The sequence below is a fragment of the Cedecea colo genome, from assembly GCF_011808225.1.
Taxonomy (GTDB): domain Bacteria; phylum Pseudomonadota; class Gammaproteobacteria; order Enterobacterales; family Enterobacteriaceae; genus Dryocola; species Dryocola colo.
The window spans coordinates 286288-306583 of sequence record NZ_SOYS01000004.1; the positions used below are offsets into that span (position 1 = coordinate 286288).

Sequence of the window (20296 nt, forward strand, 5' to 3'; positions counted from 1 at the left end):
TTCTCGCTCTGTTAGTTGTTGTTATAGATATTGCGAAAGGCATGCCAGGTAAAATCCGTTGCGCTAAAAATATTTAACTCTTTGAAAAACAATCATTAATAATTAGCATGCCAAACATAGCCATTAAGCTTCCGGCCAGCTATCTTATCTCACAGGATAAATAGTTATCTTTGGAGATAAAATGAAGCATACCGTCGTCATCGGCATGTTGGGCACTACCCTTGATAAGCGAGGCAAACGTGAAAACCGCTGGACGAAGTGGCGTCCGACGGTTGGTCTGTGCCAGCAACAAGGGCTGGTGGTCGACCGTATTGAGCTTTTGCATCAACCCAAAGATAAAGGAATGGCTTTGCAGGTTGTCGAAGATATTGCAAAGGTTTCTCCGGCCACGCAGGTTGTACTGCATGAGATTGAACTGCGCGATCCGTGGGATTTTGAAGTGGTTTACAACGCGCTGCTCGATTTTACCAGCCGCTACCCTTTCGATACCGAACACGAAGAGTATCTGGTACATATCACGACCGGCACGCACGTGGCACAAATCTGCTGGTTTTTACTGACGGAAGCGCATTATCTCCCGGCCAGGCTGCTGCAAACGGCACCGGGTGAAAAGAAGGATCGCCCTTCTCCACAAGGGATCTACTCGATAATCGATCTGGATCTGAGCCGTTATGCCACGCTGACCAGCCGCTTCCTGCGGGATCGGCAGCACTCGGTTTCTTTCCTGAAAGCGGGTATAGAAACCCGCAATAAAACATTTAATGCCTTAATCGATCGGATAGAACGTGTAGCCCTGCGTTCGGATGCCCCTATTTTGCTGACCGGCCCTACCGGCGCAGGCAAATCCTTTCTGGCGCGGCGAATCTATGAGCTGCGTGAATCAAAGCATCTGATTAACGGGCGTTTTGTCTCGGTAAACTGCGCCACCCTGCGCGGTGATAACGCCATGTCGACGCTGTTCGGCCATGTAAAGGGCGCTTTCACCGGCGCGCTACGGCCACGGGCAGGCTTACTGAGGGAAGCCGATGGCGGCGTCCTGTTCCTGGATGAAATAGCCGAGCTGGGGCTGGACGAACAGGCGATGCTGCTAAAAGCCATTGAAGAGAAAAAGTTTTTCCCTTTTGGATCCGACAAAGAGATCGGCAGCGATTTCCAACTTATTGCCGGTACGCACCGTGATATGCAGCAATGGATCGCCGAAGGACGCTTTCGCGAAGACCTTTACGCCCGCATCAATATGTGGACGTTCCGCCTGCCGGGCCTTGCCGAACGCCGTGAAGACATCGAACCCAACATCGATTATGAACTTCAACGTTTTGCCAGAAATAAGAAAACCCAGGTCCGCTTCGATAAAGAAGCACGGACGCTTTACACCACCTTTGCCAGTTCCACACAAGCAGCCTGGCGTGGAAATTTTCGGGAATTGAGCGCATCAATTGCTCGTATGGCAACGCTTGCTGAACAGGGCCGTATTTCAACAATCCTTGTTGAAGAAGAGATAGAACAATTGAAATCCAACTGGCAGCATCAGCAGCCGATCGCATCTTTCAGTGCCGTCCCTGAAAATATCGATCTCTTTGAAAAGCGGCAGCTGGAGACGGTAATTGAAGTGTGCCGCAACGCCGTTTCGCTTTCGCAAGCGGGCCGCCAGCTTTTCGCCGTTTCCCGTATGCAGAAGAAAAAGCCCAACGACGCGGACAGATTACGTAAATATCTGGCGCGGTTTGGGCTGAGTTGGGAAGAGCTGAAAGACCAGCAATAGCTTTGCCTACTGCGCCACACGCCAGAAAGGCCGATCTCCCAATATCGTTGCGCGATGCATAACACGGCGCGCAGGCAGGTAATCCGCATTCGCATAATGCTGCGTGACGCGGTTATCCCAGATGGCGATATCGTTTTCCTGCCAGCGCCAGCGGACCTGGAACTCGGGTTTGGCGATATGCGCAAACAGGAAGGCGAGCAGCGCGTCGCTCTCTTTTTGTGCAAGATCGACAATACGCGTGGTGAATCCTTCATTCACAAACAGCGCCTGCTTGCCGCTCACCGGATGGGTGCGTACCACCGGATGATTCAGCGGCGGATTTTTGGCAACGGCCTCACGCCAGCGCGCCTGTTCATCCTCGCTGCGAGCATGCTTATATTCCGGGAATGACTTTCTAAAATCATGCTCCGCCTCAAGGCCAGACAGCAGGCGTTTAAACGGCTCAGAAAGCGCCTCATATGCCGCAATACCGCTGGTCCACAGCGTGTCGCCGCCCATTTCCGGTAACAGCTTCGCCGCGAGGATCGCTCCGGCAGGCGGCGTGTCGATAAAGGTCACATCGGTATGCCAGTTATCGTTATCCGGCGGGTTATCGTTGTGGGTATCCAGCACGATGATTTCTTCCACGCCTTCCGCATGTGGATAGACCGGATGAATATGCAGGTCGCCAAACCGCATCGCCAGCGCACGCTGCTGCGAAGGCGTAATGGCCTGGTCGCGGAAGAACAACACCTGATGACGGATCAGGGCATGATAAATTTGCTCGAACTGGTTGTCGCTCAGCCCACGCGTCAGATCCACGCCTTGTACCTGCCCGCCAATGTAAGGCCCCAGCGGCACAATATTCACTTTTTCACTCATTGTCCTTCTCCATGCCATGGGGTTAACCGACGCTGTAATGCCCGTAAACCCAGCTCTAAACAAAACGCGATAACGGCAATCACGCCGATGCCCGCCAGCACCACATCGGTTGCCAGAAACTCACCGGCGGACTGCACCATAAAGCCCAGCCCGCGGGTGGCGGCGATAAGCTCCGCGGCCACTAAAGTTGACCAGCCAACGCCCAGACCGATGCGGAACCCGGTGAGGATTTCCGGCAGCGCGCCGGGTAAAATCACATGCCACACAACCTGCGCGCGGGTTGCCCCCAGCGCACGCGCGGCCCGAACGCGAACCTGCTGAACGCTGCGCACGCCGGCCATGGCGGACATCGCGACGGGGGCGAAAATCGCCAGATAAATCAGCAGGATTTTGGAGGTTTCACCGATGCCGAACCAAATCACCATCAGCGGCAGATAGGCCAGCGGCGGCACCGGGCGGTAAAGCTCAATCAGCGGATCGAGAATGCCGCGCACCGTCGGGCTTAAGCCCATCGCGATGCCCACCGGGATACCGATAAGCACCGCGGCGAACAGCGCGGTCAGGATGCGCAGCAGGCTGGCGGCGAGATGCTGCCAGAGCGTCGCATCCATAAAGCCTTCCGGCCCGGCGATGCTAATAAGTTTGCTCAGCACCTGCCCCGGCGGCGGCAAAAAAAGCGGGCTGATCCACTGCTCGGCTGCCACCCACCACCACAGCAGGACGATGGTCGTCAGGGTCACGAGGCTTAACGTAATCTGGCGCGAGAACGGCCAGCGCAGGGCGACGCGCCTGCGACGCGGTTTATCCGGGATTGCGATGCTCACTGGAAGCCCTCCCGCTGTTCAAATACACGGCCGAGCACATACTCGCGCCTGGCGATAAATTCGGGGTCAGATTTAATGCTGCGGCAAGGCTCGCCCGCCGCAAACCGGCGGCCAAAATCGAGCGGTAATCGTTCCAGAACGCGCCCGGGGCCGGGCGAAAGCAGCACTAATTCGGTGGCCAGAAACACCGCCTCTTCAATGTCATGGGTGATAAGCAGCACCTGACGGCGACTTTCATGCCACAGCTTTAATAGCAGGGTCTGCATTTGTTCGCGGGTAAACGCATCGAGCGCGCCAAAGGGCTCATCAAGCAGTAGAAGCTGTGGTTGCGTGGCGAGCGCACGGGCGATGCCTACACGCTGGCGTTGACCACCAGAAAGCTGCCAGATGGTCCGTTTTGCCTTATCCTCCAGCCCAACTTTGCGCAGCATATCGAGCGCGATTTCCTCGCGCTGCGGCTTCGGCTGCCCGGCCAGTTGCAGGCCAAAGGCGACGTTATCCAGCACCGTTCGCCACGGCAGCAGCCCTTCATTTTGAAAGACCACGCCACGCTCGGCACCCGGCCCCGTCACCTGTTTCCCCTGCAAGGTGATGCTGCCTGCGTGATACGGAACAAAGCCAGCTATCAGGTTCAGCAACGTCGTTTTGCCGCAGCCTGACGGGCCGAGCACCACCAGCAACTCCCCTTCGTCTACCGTCAGATTAATATCGTTGAGAACGGTTTTTCCGCCGTAATCGGCGCTGAGTCCTGAAACCTGTAACATGGCCTGCCTCCTTACTGCGCCAGCGTTTTCACGAAGCGATCGGTGACGAACTGGCTGTAGTCCGCTTCCACCGCCGGGACTTTGCCCTGCGCCTTCAGGAACCGTGCGGTATCGACAATCGCTTTATTTACCGGGCCGCTGAGCTGCTCGTTTTGCTGGCCCGGCGTCAGATAGGTATTGCCTTTCACCAGCCCCGGCACGTCGCTTTCCGGCACGCCGCTCAGGCGGGAAAGCTTGCTGAGGTTCTCCGGCTGCTTCAGCCAGACATCAGGATTATCGATATAGCCTTTTTGCGCCCGCAATGCGCTGCGGGCGAAGGCTTCCACTACGTCAGGATGCTGCTGCGCGAAGTCCTTACGCACGACCCAGACATCCAGCGTTGGCGAGCCCCATTTGCCTACCTGCGCGGAATCGGTCAGCACCGTGCCGTCTTTTTCCAGCTCGTTCACCGCCGGTGCCCAGACATAAGCGCCGTCGATATCGCCGCGCTGCCAGGCAGCGATAATCGCCGGCGGCTGAAGATTAAGAATTTGTACCTGGCCGGGCTTGATGCCCCAGTGTTTCAGCGCCGCCAGCAGGCTGTAATGCGTGGTGGAGATAAAAGGAACGGCGATGCGTTTACCGATCAGATCCTTTGGATCGGTTATGCCTTTTTTTACCACCAGCGCCTCAGAGTTTCCGAGCTTTGATGCCAGCAGGAACACCTCAATCGGCACCTTCTGGCTTGCCGCAACCGCAAGCGAACTGGAACCGATATTGCCGATCTGCACGTCGCCAGAAGCCAGCGCGCGCACCACGCTCGCGCCGCTGTCGAATTTGCGCCATGCAACTTTTGCACCGCTGTCTTTGGCAAAGGTGTTATCGGCCTGCGCAACTTTGGCGGGTTCTGCGGATGTCTGATAGGCCACGGTGACGTCCACCGCGAACGCCCGCGTGGCGATTAAGGCCAGCGCTGCCAGCCAGAAAGAATGTCGGATTATTGCCATGTTGTGTTTGCCCCTGTCTCAATGATGGGAGCAGTATTTCCAATGGCGACGATGAGATAAAAGAATTAAAAATTATCGTTAATGCTTTTATATCCTTAGATAAAATTGTGGGAAGAATAGTTGGGGAACGGGAATACAGAAAGCGCAAAAAGGCCAGCACCAACAAGCCGTTGAGAGGTTGATATCCGAAGGGAAAAGGGTTGGTTTAAACCACCAGGATGGGTCACAAATATAAGAAAAGGCCATCCATCCGATGACCTTTTCTTAATTTAATCCGCCTTCCCCGATGGCTTACTTCAGGTATTCGCTTCATGTAACGGCCAGGACTCAAACAGGTAGCCGTCGAAGTTAATATCATCCACGTCAGAGAGTTCCAGCAGCCGCAGCTTAACGTTTTCAAGATGCTGCCACATCGCCAGCTTGGCGGCTCGGGCATCCTTTTTGATCAGCGCGGCGAGGATCTGCTTATGGTCGCCGAGCCACTCTTTGCGGTACTGGGTATCTTTCAGATGACGGTGCAGCTGAATCCACATTGGATTATTGACGCGCCACTCCCAGGATTGCTTAAACAGTTCCACCAGCATGCTGTTATGGGTGGCTTCGGCAATAGCCAGGTGAAACTGCATATCGCCGACTTCATGCTCGTCGGAGACCAGATCCTGCTCCTGAATCTGCAACGCGCGGCGCATTTTAATAATGTCGTCGCGGGTGGCCTGCAAAGCGGCAAATTCAGCGATGTTACTTTCCAGCAGCTGGCGAGCCTGCAGGAGTTCGAAGGGGCCCGCGTCGTTGCATTGATTAACGCTGCTCTCTTCGCCTTCTTTTTCGCCTTCTTTTTCCACTTCATTTCCGGGAATGCGAACCACGAAAATACCGGCGCCTCTGCGCACTTCTACGATACCTTCGATTTCCAGCATAATCAGCGCTTCGCGCACCACGGTTCTGCTGACATCCAGCATATCTGCGATTTCACGCTCCGGAGGAAGACGCGCGCCCATGGCATAGTTTTTATCAACGATCATTGAGCGCAGCATCATGCCCACTTCCTGATAGGGGCGCTGCTGGGATGTGGCCTGTTTCATGGTGATTTTAATTCACTTTTCTGGATTATCTCCGCCATACCGGAGGCAATCCAGACTATACCATAAGAGATCCAATAGTGATTAATCCCCAGGCTAAGTGAAAGAAAGTAGAATAAATTAAGCCGCTAATTTATATGTTTTTTCTTAGCTGAAGCAGCGACAGAATGGCTGTTTAACCCTTCTGTCGCCAGGCTGGACCAGACGTGAAGCCCCGGTAAAACTTATTTTATCGTGAAGTAACGCTGCGCATTATTAAAGCAGATATCCTGCACCATGCGGCTCAGCATCGCCTCATCATCCGGGATCTCTCCTTCCTGCGCCCACTCGCCAATCAGGTTACAGAGAATACGACGGAAATATTCGTGGCGCGTATAAGAGAGGAAACTGCGGGAGTCGGTCAGCATACCGACAAACTGACTAAGCAGACCCATCTGCGAGAGCTGTTCCAGCTGGCGCAGCATGCCGTCTTTTTGATCGTTGAACCACCAGCCGGAACCGAATTGCACTTTCCCGGCGACGCCCGGTCCCTGGAAGTTGCCGATCATCGTCGCCAGCACTTCGTTATCGCCCGGATTCAGGCAGTAGAGAATAGTCTTCGGCAGTTCGTCGGTAATATCCATGCTGTCGAGCAGGCGGGAAAGCGCCCAGCTGATTTTATTGTCGCCAATGGAGTCAAAACCGCTATCCGGCCCCAGCAGGCGGAACATGCGGGTATTATTGTTGCGAATCGCGCCGATGTGCAGCTGCATCACCCAGCCGCGCGCCGCATACTGGCGGCCCAGCCAGACCAGCACGGCGGTAGAGAACTGGGCAATCTCAAGCTCGCTCAGCGCTTCTCCTTTCAGACGTTTGCCAAGGATGACGTCGAGCTGCGCATCGCCAGGAGCCGGCGCAAAGCGCAGCGTTTCAATACCGTGATCGGAAGCGCGGCAGCCGCACGCGGCAAAGTGGTCCAGACGACGGGTGAGCGCCTGCCGCAGCTCGTCAAATTGCGTAATGCTGATATCCGCTGCCGCTTCGAGCTTTTTCAGGTAATCAACGAAACCATCCAGCTCGATTTTAAACACCTTATCGGGACGCCAGCTCGGCGCTACTTCTATGTCGAAGCTGCTGTCGGCGGCAATTTGACGATGATATTCCAGCGAATCAATCGGATCGTCGGTCGTCCCTGCCATGCGCACATTCATCTGGCGCATGATGCCGCGAGCGGAGAACGCCGCCGTGGACAGTTTTTCATTACACTGCGTCCAGATACGCTCGGCGGTGTCTGGCCCAAACAGCGTGTTGGTGATACCAAACGGACGGCGCAGCTCAAGGTGCGTCCAGTGATAAAGAGGGTTACCCAGCGTTTTCGGTACCGTGTTGGCCCACGCCATATATTTCTCATAGTCGCTGGTTTCTTTGCCGGTAATCAGCGACTCTTCCACGCCCGCGCTTCGCAGCGCTCGCCATTTATAATGGTCGCCTTCCAGCCAGATCTGCCCGAGGTTATCAAAGCGGCGATCTTCCGCGATTTCTTTTGGGCTCAGATGGCAGTGGAAATCATAAATCGGCATATCCGCGGCGTACTTATGGTACAGCGTGCGGGCAATTTCGTTTTTCAGTAAAAAGTCTTCCGTCATAAATGCCGCCATTGCTTTTCTCCTTAATCTTTCAGAGCTTCAACCGCTGCACGCGCGCCGTGCTGCAACAGCCGCTGATAAGCCTCGGTTAAGGCTTGCACAAACTCGCTATTCTCCGGCAGGTCACTACCAAAGATGGATTCCATCGTCAGCAGCCCACGCACGCGTTCTTTCGGCGTCTGATATTGCTGATGGATTGCCTGATAGTGTGCCGCCAGCGGATCAACCACATCGATGGCATTCCCTTGTTCATCCACGCCGCCAACGTAGCGCATCCAGCCCGCCACGCCCAGCGTCAGATGACGATAATCATTGCCCTGCTGCAGATGCAGGCGAACCGGGTCCAACAGGCGCTGCGGCAGTTTCTGGCTGCCGTCCATCGCTATCTGCCAGGTGCGGTGCCTGAGCGACGGATTGGTGAAGCGTGCGATCAGTAAGTTCGCGTACCCTTCCAGATCGGTGCCTTCCGGCATCGAAAGCGTCGGCGCCTGCTCTTTAAGCATCAGCGCGAGCGCCGCTTTGCGGTAGGCGGGATTGGTCATGGTATCCGCAATGGTGTCATACCCGCCGAGATAGCCCAGATAAGCAAGGAAAGAGTGGCTGCCGTTGAGCATGCGCAGCTTCATCATTTCAAACGGCACGACGTCCGCCACGAACTGAGCGCCGACCTTATCCCAGGCCGGGCGGCCGTTGACGAAGTTATCTTCAATCACCCACTGACGGAACGGCTCGCAGGCGATGGCGCATGGGTCATAGACGCCCAGCAGATCGGCGACAAGCCGTAGAGTTTCTGCCGTCGCCGCCGGGACGATACGGTCGACCATGGTGCACGGAAAGGTGACATTTTCAGCGATCCATGCGGCCAGCCCCGCATCGCGCGCCTTTGCCAGCCCGAGGACGGCGGCTTTCGCCACGTGACCGTTCTCGCGCACGTTATCGCAGGAAAGTACGGTAAAGGCTTTCATCCCCTGCTCGCGGCGCATGTTCAGCGCTTCAACGATATAACCGATAGCCGATTTTGGCTGTTGCGGATGAGCAAGATCGTTTTTAATCAGCGGATTGTTCAAATCCAGCTCGCCGGAGGCGGCGTCGGTGCAATAGCCTTTTTCGGTCACGGTAAGCGAAACAATAGCGGTTTCCGGGCGCGCCATCGCTTTCAGGATGCCGTCATGGCCGTCGAATTCCGGATGCAGCGCTTCTTTCACCGAACCGATTATTTTCAGCTCGGTGCTTTCTGCGCCGCGCTCTGCAACGGTATACAGCAGATTTTGCGCCTTCAGATTCTCAATCAGCCGCGCGTCGTTGCCCGGCATCAGGTTGACTTCGCAGATGCCCCAATCGCTGTCGCTTTCTTCCAGCAAATGATGGGTAAACAGCGCCTGATGCGCGCGGTGAAATGCGCCGCAGCCCAGATGAACAATACGCGATACCAGACGCGATCTGTCCCAGTTCGGACGGGCGACGGTAACCGTGCCGGTCGCAATATTCTGTTCCATTGCAAACTCCTGTCGTTCGACGTCTTCGCCCGTGGATGAAGGGGCGAGAATGTTGCTATTGCGTTGAATAGAGGGAAATCGCATGACGCGTTGCGCCATGCGAAAGATGATTACTTGCTAAAGAAAGCGCGCTGGATAGCAAGTTCGACGCCGCGAACTTCCGCCAGGCCTTTCAGTCGACCAATCGCCGAGTAGCCGGGGTTGGTTTTCTTTTTCAGATCGTCCAGCATCTGGTGGCCGTGATCCGGACGCATTGGGATCGGATCCTCATTGCCTTCCGCTTTGCGGCGGTGCTCTTCTTCAGCGATGGCTTTCACCACTTCATACATGTCCACATCGCCATACAGATGCGCCGCTTCGTGGAACGTTTTTGGGTTTTCTTCGCGAAGCGTGGAGCGCAGGTGCGTGAAGTAAATGCGTGGGCCGAACTGTTTGATCATATCGACCAGATCGTTGTCCTCGCGCACACCATAAGAGCCGGTGCACATGGTGAAGCCGTTCGCCATACTGTTCACGGTGTCCACCATCCATTGCATATCTTCAACGGTAGAGACAATGCGCGGCAGGCCGAGGATAGGACGCGGCGGATCGTCCGGATGAACCGCCATACGTACGCCAACCTCTTCCGCGACCGCAATAATGGCTTTCAGGAAACAGGCGAAATTGTCGCGCAGTTTCGCTTTGTCGATGTCTTTGTAGGTCGCCAGATGGCTGCGGAACTGATCCAGGGTGTAGCCTTCTTCAGCGCCCGGCAGACCTGCGATGATATTGCGGGTCAGACGCCCTTTGTCTGCGCCGCTCATCGTGGCGAAACGCTGGTTAGCCTGCTCGATCTCTTCCGCCGTGTAATCGGCTTCTGCTCCCTGGCGCTTCAGGATATGTAATTCAAAGGCGGCAAACTCAATCTGGTCAAAACGCAGGGCTTTTGAACCGTCCGGCAGAACATATTCAAGATCGGTGCGGGTCCAGTCCAGTACCGGCATGAAGTTGTAGCAAACGGTGTAGATGCCGCATTGCGCCAGGTTACGCAGGGTTTGCTGGTAATTTTTGATCCACAGATCGTACTGCCCGGTATGGGTTTTGATGTCTTCGTGAATAGGGACGCTTTCTACTACCGACCACACCAGACCCGCCTCTTCGATGATGGCTTTGCGTTTAAGGATCTCTTCAACTGGCCAGACTTCACCGTTCGGGATCTGATGTAACGCCGTCACCACGCCGGTTGCGCCAGCCTGGCGTATATCTGACAGCGTTACCGGATCGTCAGGACCGTACCAGCGCCAGGTTTGTTTCATATTCAATTTCCTCTTCTTTCGATGACTTTGCCGTGGTTGACCAATCGATACCCACTAACGGAACGTTCGTAATAAAACGGGGCTATACGCATTAAGTTCAGCCAAACCCGGTGCCATGTCAACCATCACATGCAAATTGGTTAACCAAATCACAAATATCGCCATTGTTGGTCAGCCAATCTTATTTATTTGATCCGCGTCAAATTTTAGCGTGCAAAAAAAATCCACCATGCATTCTGATGTGATTTTATGCAGGTATCCGTAAGGAATTACTTCCAAAGTTGCGGCGCGGTTCGCGCAACGCTTGCCTTAAATTCAGCAAGTGGCCAACCAATTCGCATGATTTCAGTTTTCTACGCCAAAGATCGGAGGGCGTGGAGGCATTGATCTTTAACGAGGCTTTATCATGAAGATAACGAAATTAAGATGGTGGATTATCGGTTTGGTCTGCGTGGGGACCATCGTGAACTACCTGTCCCGCAGCTCGCTCAGCGTCGCGGCACCGGCGATGATGAAAGAACTCAATTTTGATGAACAGCAGTACTCCTGGGTCGTGAGCGCCTTCCAGCTTTGCTATACCATTGCGCAGCCGATTACCGGCTATCTGATGGATGTCATCGGGCTGAAAATCGGCTTCTTTATCTTCGCGTTGCTCTGGTCGTTTATCAACATGGCACACGCGCTGGCGGGCGGCTGGATAAGCCTTGCGTTCCTGCGTGGTTTGATGGGGTTGACCGAAGCGTCTGCCATTCCTGCGGGGATTAAAGCAAGCGCCGAATGGTTCCCGACCAAAGAACGCGGTATCGCGGGCGGCTTGTTTAACATCGGCACGTCTATTGGCGCCATGCTGGCCCCGCCGTTGGTGGTCTGGGCAATGCTGACCTTCGCGGATAGCGGCATTGGCACCGAGATGGCGTTTGTCATTACCGGCGCTATCGGCGTGCTGTTCGCCATCACCTGGTTCCTGATTTATAACTCGCCGAACAAGCATCCGTGGATTACCCATAAAGAACTGCGCTACATCGAAGACGGCCAGGAAAGCTATCTTCAGGACGATAATAAAAAGCCAGCCGTAAAAGCGATCGTCAAAAAGCGTAATTTCTGGGCGCTGGCGATCGCCCGCTTCCTGGCCGATCCGGCATGGGGCACCCTGAGCTTCTGGATGCCGCTGTACTTGATTAACGTGATGCATTTGCCGCTCAAAGAGATCGCTATGTTCGCCTGGCTGCCGTTCCTGGCGGCGGATTTTGGCTGCGTTGCCGGTGGCCTGCTGGCGAAGTTCTTCATGGAAAAGATGAGCATGACTACCATCAATGCGCGCCGCACAAGCTTTACCATCGGCGCCATTCTGATGATTTCTATTGGCTTCGTTAGCATCACCACAAACCCGTATGTCGCTATTGCGCTGATGAGCATCGGCGGTTTCGCTCACCAGACGCTTTCTACGGTGGTTATCACCATGTGTGCCGACCTGTTTAAGAAAAACGAAGTGGCGACCGTTGCAGGCCTGGCGGGTTCTGCGGCATGGATGGGACAGCTGAGCTTCAACCTGTTTATGGGTGCGCTCGTCGCGGTGATCGGCTATGGCCCGTTCTTTGTTGCGCTTAGCCTGTTCGATATTATCGGCGCCATCATTCTGTGGGCGATGATTAAAGATCCGGCGAAGCATAATCCCCAGGCTACGGCGCAGCCGTTAACCTCCCATAGCTAATCACCCATCCTGCATTAACGGCCACCGGAAGGTGGCCGTTTGCGATGGCTGACAAAGAAGGAAAAAGCGTGGTTTTTCCTTCTTTGTGGTTAACGACCCAGGATCAAGCAATTGATTTTAAATCTGATTTTATTAGAGGCATATTTCAGCGTTTTGCACGCCATGAGGTTTGGCATCAGTCTCTGACGGCCACCGCAAGGCGGCCGTTTGCGTTTCACTTAAGCATGAAATCATACTGAATGCTCATTTTTACATCCCAGTAGTTCAGCCGATCGCCCAGCGTACTGCCGTCGCGCTTTTCCCGCCCCTTATCGGCGGCGAGGAAAACGTTCATTCCCTGTAACGGCCCTTCTGCCACCTTGTAGTTCACCGCGCCTAGCAGCCCTATCCCCTTGATTTGCACATCGCGCTGGCTGGACTCATAGCCGCGGGTGACGATGGGTGCCAGCGTCATGGTTAACTGTGGCGTAAGGCGATAGTTGACCCCAGCCTGCCAGGACTGCATCCCTTCCCGGTTACGATCGAGGCTCAGGGAGAAGGGATAGCCAATATCAGTGTCCACAACCGCGCCGCTCATGGCATGCTGCAAATAGCCCCCGCTTGCAAACAGCCCGCCCCACGGCGCAGACCAGCTTAGCTGGCCGCTGACCAGCCCGGTTTCATCAGGCTGTGATGAAGAGCGGCTTAGCCCTTCTAACTTCACGTAAGACCCCAGCAGTTCGCCTTTCAGGGCGTGATCTTTGGTCAGTGGAATACGCTTTTCAAAAATACTTTGCGCCTGGGTCGAGACATCGTCTTGTACCGAGCCGCCAACTGAATAGCGGCTGTTTTCATCGTGCCAGCTGGCGGCTAAAAACGTGCGGGGCCGGTGCTTGTCATATTTACCCGTCGCACTGTTGTAGACGCCTTCATCACGTATGCCGGTAGCAGAGTCGGTCCATTGAAACACGCGGCTGCGCCACATCGCCCAGAGTTCAATATTCGGCGTTAGCGCCATATATCCCAGCGCGCCTTCCGAAACCGTCGGCAATGTGCGCTGCGAGTTGCCGGCAATAAGCGGAATGCGCCAGGGCAGGCTGCCGTAACCATAATCGGTGCCGAAACGGCCGAGCTTTAAGCGAATATTTTCCGTCGGTTTAATTTTTATCGCGCCGAGGGCGTAACCAAAACTTTCATGTCCATCTAAATACCATCGCGTGCTCATGTCATTATGCGCGCCAAGCTTATAGACATAATATGCACCGCCCTCTACGCCAATAAATTGCGCGTAATATTCGCTATTAAAATCGATCAGTCCTCCCTGAACCCAGGCATAAATATCCCGGCCCGTTCCGGCGCTCGGTTTATCAGCTCTTCGTAATTCATTTTTCAACCTAAATCGTAATGCGGATTCATCATCTGAAAGTTGTATGGCCCAGGCAGAGGGACAAGCCGCGGCCACGGCTATCGAAATAGCCGCTATCTTCGCGCTCTTTTGCATTATTTAACCTTCTGTATTGTAATTATTTTATGGCGAGGCTATTTATTGAAATCTTTAATTAACTGCTGTTGTACTTGTTTTCGTTTATCTATCTCCAGAATAATATCTTTGAATTTTTTGTCGGTAAGGGGATAAAACCAGATAATGATAAATGCCAGCAACATAAAGCCGCACGGTATTAGCGAAATTGCCATACGGATCCCTGTTATTACCTCGGGAGTTTGCGGCTGGTTGGCAATATAACCGCTGAGACCCAAAATAAAGGCAGGAATAGACCCGCCGATTGCCTGACCGCACTTACGCGTGAAAGAGAACAGAGAATATGTCAGCCCTTCAATACGCACGCCGGTGAGATACTCGCCATATTCCACCGTATCGGCTTCCAGCGCCCACATCACCGTCATCGTAATGCCCTGCCCAATAGAGGCAATTGCCAGCGCGGTGAGCGCAACAGGTACGGACTGAACAGACATATAAAAGAACAGTAAATAACCGCAGGTTCCCATAAGCGCACCGAGCAAGAACGTATTCTTTTTACCTGCTCGTGCGACCAAACGCGGCACCAGCGGCGCCGACGCTACGGAACCGATGAGCATTTGCACCAGCACAATCACGGAGAACAACCCGGAATCGTTCAGCACATAACGCACGTAGAACAATGACGAGGCGCTCACGGCGAAAGTGGAAATCAGAATGCAAAGCGCGCCCGAACACAGCATAAGTAATGGCCGGTTCCGTTTCAGCGTTTGCAGGCTAATTTTCAGCGAAGGTTGCGCCACGATACGGACAACGTTTTCGCGGGTTGATTTAAAGCAGAGAAAATAAAGTCCCATACCGGCAACCGCCAGGATGATGGTCCAGAAGAGATATACCGACTCCATTTCCGACGGGCTGGCGCTGGTGATACGCGGCCCGATCAGAAACGCCAGGCAAACAAAGGTCAACGAGGCCGCAATGCTGCGCGCAGCCCCCAGACGCGCGCGCGACTGGGGTTGCCGGGTCATGGCCGTCGCCAGCGACCCGTAGGGAATATTGACGATGCTGTAGCAAAGCCCCAGCCCCATATAGGTCAGGTAGGCGTAAATCACCTTGCTGCTATGGCTCCACTCCGTTGGAACGCAGAACACCAGCACGCTAAACAACATTAAAGGGGCGGACCCGAATAACAAAAAAGGCCGGAATTTTCCCCAGCGGGTATTGACGCTATCGACGATGCGCCCCGCCGCAACGTCGGCGAAGGCGTCAAATACGCGGACTAACAGCAGCATCGTGCCGGCGGCGGCGGCACCGACGCCTGCAACGTCGGTGTAATAACTCAACAGAAACAACGCCCCCATAGCGAAGGCGAAGTTGTTAGCGACGTCACCCAGGCTGTAACCCACAATGCTACGCCAGGAGAGTTGTTGACTCATTATTTATCTCCCTGCTGGGGCTTCACGCCAAAGTCCATGCCGGTCCAGCGTTTTTGCAGCAGGAAGGCCGCCGATTTTGGTTTTCTGTCGCGGGTGAATATACCTTTTTTGTTGCCGCCAACGCGCATAATGCCCTGCGAAGTGGCGAAGTCGGCGAAGTTCCATACCTGCTCGCCGACGACGGCGCTGACGCGATCAAACACGCGATGGTACATATCAAGCCAGGCGCACTGGTACTCTTCGCTCCACATATCGTTGTACATGGAATGCAGGCCTGCAAGCGTATCGACGCCGTATTCGGTGATGATAATCGGGCGGTGGAGTTTCTCCTGCCAGGCCAGAAGCTCTTTCTCCAGCACTTTCTCAGCCTTCTCCAGATCGCCGCTTTGTACATACCAGCCGTAGTAGCGGTTCAGGCAAACGACATCAAAGAGATCGGTAATGGTGTCGCTTTCCGCATCGCAGAACATCACGTTCACGCAGGTTATCGGACGTGTAGGATCGAGTTCGCGCGTTGCCTGCGCCAGCGGAGCGAAGTATTCGCGCGCGCCGTTCGGGCGGGTATCCGGTTCGTTGGCGATACTCCACATCACGACGCTTGGGTGGTTCTTATCGCGGGCAATCAGCTCCTTAATTGCCTGCAGGTGCGCGCGCTGCGTTTCATCGTTCACGGCCTCATCGCTGTAGAGCTCTTTGGGTTTTTCGCCGACATCAAAGCTAATCCCTAAAGACAGGTTGAATCCGACGGCGGCCGTTTCATCAATGATGACGATGCCATGTTCGTCCGCCCAGTCGAGCATCTCTTCGGCATAAGGGTAATGCGAGGTACGGTAAGAGTTCGCACCGATCCAGTCCATTAGCGCGTGGTCGTGCACCATCAGCACGTTATCAAAACCCTTACCGCGCAGATCGGCATCTTCATGACGTCCGAACCCGGTGAAATAGAAAGGCTTATGGTTGATCAGGAACTGCTCCCCTTTTACTTCTACCGAGCGAATACCGACGCGCAGCGGATATTCATCCTGCTCGTCCTGATGCTGCGCGATGACCCGCAGTTCATAAAGATAGCCCTCGCCAGGCTGCCACAGCCGCGGCCCTTCCAGCAGCAGTTCACCTTTTTCCCCTTGCCCCGAAGCGACAAGCTGTTGCTCCGCGTCACGTAGCTCTACACGCACTTCGCCATTCGCCCGTACCTGCCAGGCGACGGTAGCCTGAGCCAGATCGTCAGCAACCTGCGTCACGACGGTAATATCTTCCACAAAAGTTTTCGGCGTGGTGTACAGCATTACGCTGCGATGAATACCGGCGTAGTTAAAGAAATCATGGAAATACGCTTGCTGCTTCTTACCGTTTACGCCCTGGGTCACAACGCCCGGCGGGATCGTCTGCCAGTTCAGCTCGTTATTCACGCATACCGTGATACGCACGGATTCCCCGGCGGAGATAAGGTGGCTGATATCCGCTTCAAACGGCGTGTAGCCGCCCTGATGTTCCATTAAAAATTGGTCATTGACCCAAACTTTTCCATAGTGAGTCACCGCATCAAAGCGCAGCACTATGCGCTGGCGATCCCAGCCTTTCGGGATGCGTATCTCACGCTGATACCAGACGTTGCCAACATAATTGCGGATCTCGGCAGCGGCAAACTGATCGTTATAGCTTCCCGGAACGGCGATAGCGCGGCTTTGGGGTAACGGTTGACGCCACCATTGCTGCGCGTTGCCGCACTCTTCGCTATCCATACAAAACGACCACAGGCCGTCCAGTTTTTTGATTTCTCGCGTCGCGGTTTCGACAGAACGTAACATTTTATGGCTCCTTAACAAGGTGAACGCTTATTGGTCAACCAGAAAACGAGGACAAGTTAACCAGTTAGCTGAGGAGAAATAGTTAGCACGGAGCGATCGGATGGGAGAACGAAGAAAAAAGAGATCTGAAAGGCAGGTCAAAGATCCGGTGATTGCAGAGAAATTTTTGTGTCGTCGGTCACGTAACCGGTTTTATCCGCGTTGACTTATGCTAAAAAATAGTCAACCGAACGTTCATTCGAATGCTTGCCGTAAAAAGAGCGGTCTTCCTGCACGCTGAGCCTGCACAGAGTCGACAGCCACAACTTTATTTTATTGGTTGACCAAATAAGGTAAGAACGGAGAGTAGGCGTTCGCGGTCCATCTGGTTACACTGCTGTTTTCAACGCCAAACCTGGTCACCTTCATGGATAACATGTTTACCGAACCCTTGCCGACGCGTATCAGGATCCTGCGCGCGGCAAGGCAGTGCTTTGCGAAGAATGGTTTTCACAGCGCCTCAATGAAGACGATCTGCGGGGCCTGCGGGATGAGCCCCGGCACCCTGTATCACCACTTTCCGTCCAAAGATGCTTTGATTGAGGCGATTATCCTTGAGGATCAGGAAAGAGCCCTCACCCATTTTCGCGATCCGCTGGAAGGCGTAGGGCTGGTGGATTACCTGGTGGACTCGATGATTGAGGTTACCCAGGAAGATTACGCGCAGCGTGCATTGGTGGTGGAAATCATGGCCGAAGGGATGCGAAATCCGCTGGTCGCGGAAATGCTGAAAAACAAATATCAAACCATTACCGGCTCCCTTGTTACCCGCTTTACGGAGGCGCAAAAGAGCGGGGAAATTGGTGCGGATATCGATAAAGGGATCGCGGCCAGAATGCTGCTGGCCATCACTTACGGCATTTTGTCGGACAGTGAAGCGGCGGAAAATGCCCGGCACGCAGCGTTTGCAGACACGTTCAGGAATATGGTTAACGGCTTACTGAGCGTGCCGAAGATCTGATGGCTGCCGCTGTATTGCGGGCATTGTCGTGAGGCGCCAGCGCGCCTTTTCTGGCGGACCCACATTTTTTGCACGATCTGGGTTCTGGCTTGCAGATCCGAGCTAAACCTCCGCCAGTCGATTGATTGTCCAGCATAAAAAAGGGAAGGTTCTCGCCCGTATTCCTGGCTGGACGGCCTTATATTATGCCTGTTATTCAGCTTGTTGAACGTGCGTTACGGATCCTCAACCTGTTTAACGGCCAGGCGGCGAAGCTTAAAATCACCGACATCAGTAAACGGATGGGCCTGAGCAAAAGCACTCTTCATTCTCTGCTTAAAACCCTGCGGCTATACGGCCAGCGACCTGGAATAATTCCCGGCTTATTCGGCGTCCCTTCCCGCCAACGAATATTTCTTAATTTTGCGGTACAACGTAGCAATGCCAATACCCAACTCATCTGCCGCCTGTTTTTTATTACTGTAGCGTGCAAGCGCATCGTTAATCATTTGTCGCTCCATTTTCTCCAGCGCCGTTCCTCCCTCTTCATGAAACGACAATGTCGTCATAGTCCTGGGCAATTCCGCTTCGGGCTCAACATTGCCGCTACCGCTTACCAGATTAGGCGGCAGCAGAGCCATATCAATTATCTCACCCGAGGGCACGACGTTTACCAGATACTCCATGAGATTGCTCAGTTCGCGAATATTACCCGGCCAGGCGTAGCGTTTTAGGAACTCAACCACCTCCTGCGCCACGCCGGGATAGACCAGCCCAAGCCGGTGCGTATGCAAATTCAGGAAATAGTGAATCAGGAGTTCAATATCATCCCGGCGCTCACGCAGCGGCGGCAGGCGCAGCGGGATCACGTTGAGCCGGTAATAAAGATCTTCGCGAAATTTACCTTTTGCGATGCACTGCTCAAGATTCTGATGAGTGGCGGAGATAATGCGAATATCCACCGGGACCGGACAACTGGCGCCGACCGGCTGAATCTCACGCGATTCAATGGTCCGCAGTAGCTTGGCTTGCAGGGTAAGCGGCATATCCCCTATTTCATCAAGAAACAGTGTGCCCTGATTGGCTGCCTGAATCAGCCCGACTTTCCCGTTTGCAGACGCGCCGGTGAAAGCGCCTTTAACGTAGCCAAAAAGCTCGCTCTCCAGCAGTTGCTCAGGAATGGCCGCACAGTTAATGGCGATAAATGGCTTTGCCTGACGGCCGCTGAGCTTATGGATTGCCCGGGCGACCACTTCTTTACCGGTGCCGCTCTCACCGGCAATCATGACGCTGGAAGGGCTTGGCGCAACGCGGCCGATCAGCTTTTTAAGCTGGCGCATCGCACGACACTCTCCTACCATAGCTTCAATTTGCGGCCCCTCCTGCGCAGCGCTGAGATCCGCAGACGAGTGCGACTGGTGAAAGGCCATTAAAAACAGCCATTGATCCTGCACCATATGCAGTTGCCCAATAATAAGCTCTTTACGATCGTCAAAAGTGATGACGTGCTGCATATGCCCATGTTTGAAATTATCTCCGAAAGTCAGCGGCTGAAACTGGATAGTTTTACCAATCATCTGTCCCCGACTGGCATCCATAATTTTCAATGCCGTATGGTTAGCGAATTTCACTTTTTGATCGTTACCCACTACCAGCACGCCCTGATCCATATTTTCCATCATCGTTAAAAATATTTTATGAATATTCCCCCCGGAGGATCGATCGCATAAAAAACGCGAAACAAATATGGATGAAACATGGCGAACATAATCAGAGAACTCCTGAATATTATCATTAATTCGTTTCTGCTGTTCGTGAGTGAGCGCGACCAGACTAATCACGCCCACGCATTGGTGATGGTACATAATCGGCGTACCCAAAAAAGCTTTTTCCTGGCACGCTTCTTTATTACCGCAATTTTCACAAAGTGGATCAAAGCGTGAATGGGTAATGACTTTCTCTTTTTGGGTTTCAATAATGTAACGCAGAAGTTGCGAGCCTGTAGATAGCTTCTGCCCAATTTTTTTGTTGAACAAGCCGGTTCCGGCTACGCGATATAATGCACTATCGATTATCTCAACCTCAAGCTGGAGTACGCTGGAAAGCATGCTGGCAAATTGTTGAATTTGTGGCTGAATTTGCATCAAAATGGAAAGTGGTATGGACGGTATCATAGTCGACCTTTTTACATTATTCATCAGATACGCACCGGTA

15 protein-coding genes and 1 pseudogene are annotated in these 20296 nt (G+C 53.9%); 4 read left to right on the forward strand and 12 right to left on the reverse strand.

The genetic code is table 11. The features are described 5' to 3' along the window. Nucleotides 1-181 precede the first annotated feature (181 nt). Nucleotides 182-1762 (forward strand): RNA repair transcriptional activator RtcR, encoded by a 1581-nt coding sequence (gene rtcR / locus E2L00_RS11730; RefSeq protein ID WP_167611521.1) that lies wholly within the window; start codon nt 182-184, stop codon nt 1760-1762. Nucleotides 1763-1768: 6 nt separating this feature from the next. Here rtcR and tauD read toward each other — a convergent pair whose 3' ends face one another. From tauD to uxuA, 8 genes are all read right to left on the reverse strand, one after another. Beyond that, nucleotides 1769-2623 (reverse strand): taurine dioxygenase, encoded by an 855-nt coding sequence (gene tauD / locus E2L00_RS11735; protein WP_167611524.1) that lies wholly within the window; start codon nt 2621-2623, stop codon nt 1769-1771. Continuing rightward, nucleotides 2620-3447, reverse strand: a complete 828-nt coding sequence (gene tauC / locus E2L00_RS11740; protein WP_167611526.1) for a taurine ABC transporter permease TauC — start codon at nt 3445-3447, stop codon at nt 2620-2622. Before tauC ends, tauD begins: the two co-directional genes overlap by 4 nt. Continuing rightward, nucleotides 3444-4211: a taurine ABC transporter ATP-binding subunit gene (gene tauB, locus E2L00_RS11745; protein ID WP_167611530.1), complete on the reverse strand. Its 768-nt coding sequence runs from the start codon at nt 4209-4211 to the stop codon at nt 3444-3446. The genes tauC and tauB overlap by 4 nt, the downstream gene beginning before the upstream one ends. A gap of 11 nt (nt 4212-4222) precedes the next feature. Beyond that, complete coding sequence (tauA, locus tag E2L00_RS11750) at nt 4223-5197, reverse strand: taurine ABC transporter substrate-binding protein (protein WP_167611533.1); 975 nt, start codon at nt 5195-5197, stop codon at nt 4223-4225. Nucleotides 5198-5493: 296 nt separating this feature from the next. Next, nucleotides 5494-6279, reverse strand: coding sequence for a Uxu operon transcriptional regulator (gene uxuR / locus E2L00_RS11755; protein WP_167611536.1), 786 nt, complete (start codon nt 6277-6279; stop codon nt 5494-5496). 221 nt (nt 6280-6500) lie between these two features. Next, nucleotides 6501-7913 (reverse strand): glucuronate isomerase, encoded by a 1413-nt coding sequence (gene uxaC / locus E2L00_RS11760; RefSeq protein WP_167611539.1) that lies wholly within the window; start codon nt 7911-7913, stop codon nt 6501-6503. 11 nt (nt 7914-7924) lie between these two features. Further along, nucleotides 7925-9397: a fructuronate reductase gene (locus E2L00_RS11765; RefSeq protein WP_167611542.1), complete on the reverse strand. Its 1473-nt coding sequence runs from the start codon at nt 9395-9397 to the stop codon at nt 7925-7927. 110 nt (nt 9398-9507) lie between these two features. Continuing rightward, nucleotides 9508-10692, reverse strand: a complete 1185-nt coding sequence (gene uxuA / locus E2L00_RS11770) for a mannonate dehydratase (RefSeq protein ID WP_167611545.1) — start codon at nt 10690-10692, stop codon at nt 9508-9510. A gap of 406 nt (nt 10693-11098) precedes the next feature. Here uxuA and E2L00_RS11775 point away from each other — a divergent pair, with 406 nt between their 5' ends. After that, nucleotides 11099-12403, forward strand: a complete 1305-nt coding sequence (locus E2L00_RS11775; protein ID WP_167611548.1) for an MFS transporter — start codon at nt 11099-11101, stop codon at nt 12401-12403. A 214-nt stretch (nt 12404-12617) separates the two neighbouring features. Here the strand turns inward: E2L00_RS11775 and uidC are convergent, their stop codons facing one another. The 3 genes from uidC to uidA are packed head-to-tail and all read right to left on the reverse strand — an operon-like array spanning nt 12618 to nt 17103. Then, on the reverse strand, nt 12618-13883 hold the full coding sequence (gene uidC / locus E2L00_RS11780) for a glucuronide uptake porin UidC (protein WP_167611551.1): 1266 nt from the start codon (nt 13881-13883) through the stop codon (nt 12618-12620). A gap of 38 nt (nt 13884-13921) precedes the next feature. After that, on the reverse strand, nt 13922-15295 hold the full coding sequence (uidB, locus tag E2L00_RS11785; RefSeq protein WP_167611554.1) for a glucuronide transporter: 1374 nt from the start codon (nt 15293-15295) through the stop codon (nt 13922-13924). Further along, nucleotides 15295-17103: a beta-glucuronidase gene (gene uidA, locus E2L00_RS11790; protein ID WP_167611557.1), complete on the reverse strand. Its 1809-nt coding sequence runs from the start codon at nt 17101-17103 to the stop codon at nt 15295-15297. The genes uidB and uidA overlap by 1 nt, the downstream gene beginning before the upstream one ends. A gap of 406 nt (nt 17104-17509) precedes the next feature. Here uidA and E2L00_RS11795 point away from each other — a divergent pair, with 406 nt between their 5' ends. Together E2L00_RS11795 and E2L00_RS11800 are read left to right on the forward strand one after the other, a co-directional pair. After that, nucleotides 17510-18103 (forward strand): TetR/AcrR family transcriptional regulator, encoded by a 594-nt coding sequence (locus E2L00_RS11795; RefSeq protein ID WP_167611560.1) that lies wholly within the window; start codon nt 17510-17512, stop codon nt 18101-18103. A 185-nt stretch (nt 18104-18288) separates the two neighbouring features. Then, nucleotides 18289-18441 (forward strand): annotated as a pseudogene (locus E2L00_RS11800) (helix-turn-helix domain-containing protein); the annotation flags it as partial. Nucleotides 18442-18465: 24 nt separating this feature from the next. Here the strand turns inward: E2L00_RS11800 and E2L00_RS11805 are convergent. Continuing rightward, on the reverse strand, nt 18466-20256 hold the full coding sequence (locus E2L00_RS11805; protein WP_167611563.1) for a sigma 54-interacting transcriptional regulator: 1791 nt from the start codon (nt 20254-20256) through the stop codon (nt 18466-18468). Between the last annotated feature and the right edge of the window lie 40 nt (nt 20257-20296).

Bases quoted from the DNA above. Each gene is read 5' to 3' on its own strand.
- rtcR (WP_167611521.1), top strand. From the start codon at position 182: ATGAAGCATACCGTCGTCATCGGCATGTTGGGCACTACCCTTGATAAG.
- tauD (WP_167611524.1), bottom strand. From the start codon at position 2,623: ATGAGTGAAAAAGTGAATATTGTGCCGCTGGGGCCTTACATTGGCGGG.
- tauB (WP_167611530.1), bottom strand. From the start codon at position 4,211: ATGTTACAGGTTTCAGGACTCAGCGCCGATTACGGCGGAAAAACCGTT.
- tauA (WP_167611533.1), bottom strand. From the start codon at position 5,197: ATGGCAATAATCCGACATTCTTTCTGGCTGGCAGCGCTGGCCTTAATC.
- uxuR (WP_167611536.1), bottom strand. From the start codon at position 6,279: ATGAAACAGGCCACATCCCAGCAGCGCCCCTATCAGGAAGTGGGCATG.
- uxaC (WP_167611539.1), bottom strand. From the start codon at position 7,913: ATGGCGGCATTTATGACGGAAGACTTTTTACTGAAAAACGAAATTGCC.
- E2L00_RS11765 (WP_167611542.1), bottom strand. From the start codon at position 9,397: ATGGAACAGAATATTGCGACCGGCACGGTTACCGTCGCCCGTCCGAAC.
- uxuA (WP_167611545.1), bottom strand. From the start codon at position 10,692: ATGAAACAAACCTGGCGCTGGTACGGTCCTGACGATCCGGTAACGCTG.
- E2L00_RS11775 (WP_167611548.1), top strand. From the start codon at position 11,099: ATGAAGATAACGAAATTAAGATGGTGGATTATCGGTTTGGTCTGCGTG.
- uidC (WP_167611551.1), bottom strand. From the start codon at position 13,883: ATGCAAAAGAGCGCGAAGATAGCGGCTATTTCGATAGCCGTGGCCGCG.
- uidB (WP_167611554.1), bottom strand. From the start codon at position 15,295: ATGAGTCAACAACTCTCCTGGCGTAGCATTGTGGGTTACAGCCTGGGT.
- uidA (WP_167611557.1), bottom strand. From the start codon at position 17,103: ATGTTACGTTCTGTCGAAACCGCGACGCGAGAAATCAAAAAACTGGAC.
- E2L00_RS11795 (WP_167611560.1), top strand. From the start codon at position 17,510: ATGGATAACATGTTTACCGAACCCTTGCCGACGCGTATCAGGATCCTG.
- E2L00_RS11805 (WP_167611563.1), bottom strand. From the start codon at position 20,256: ATGATACCGTCCATACCACTTTCCATTTTGATGCAAATTCAGCCACAA.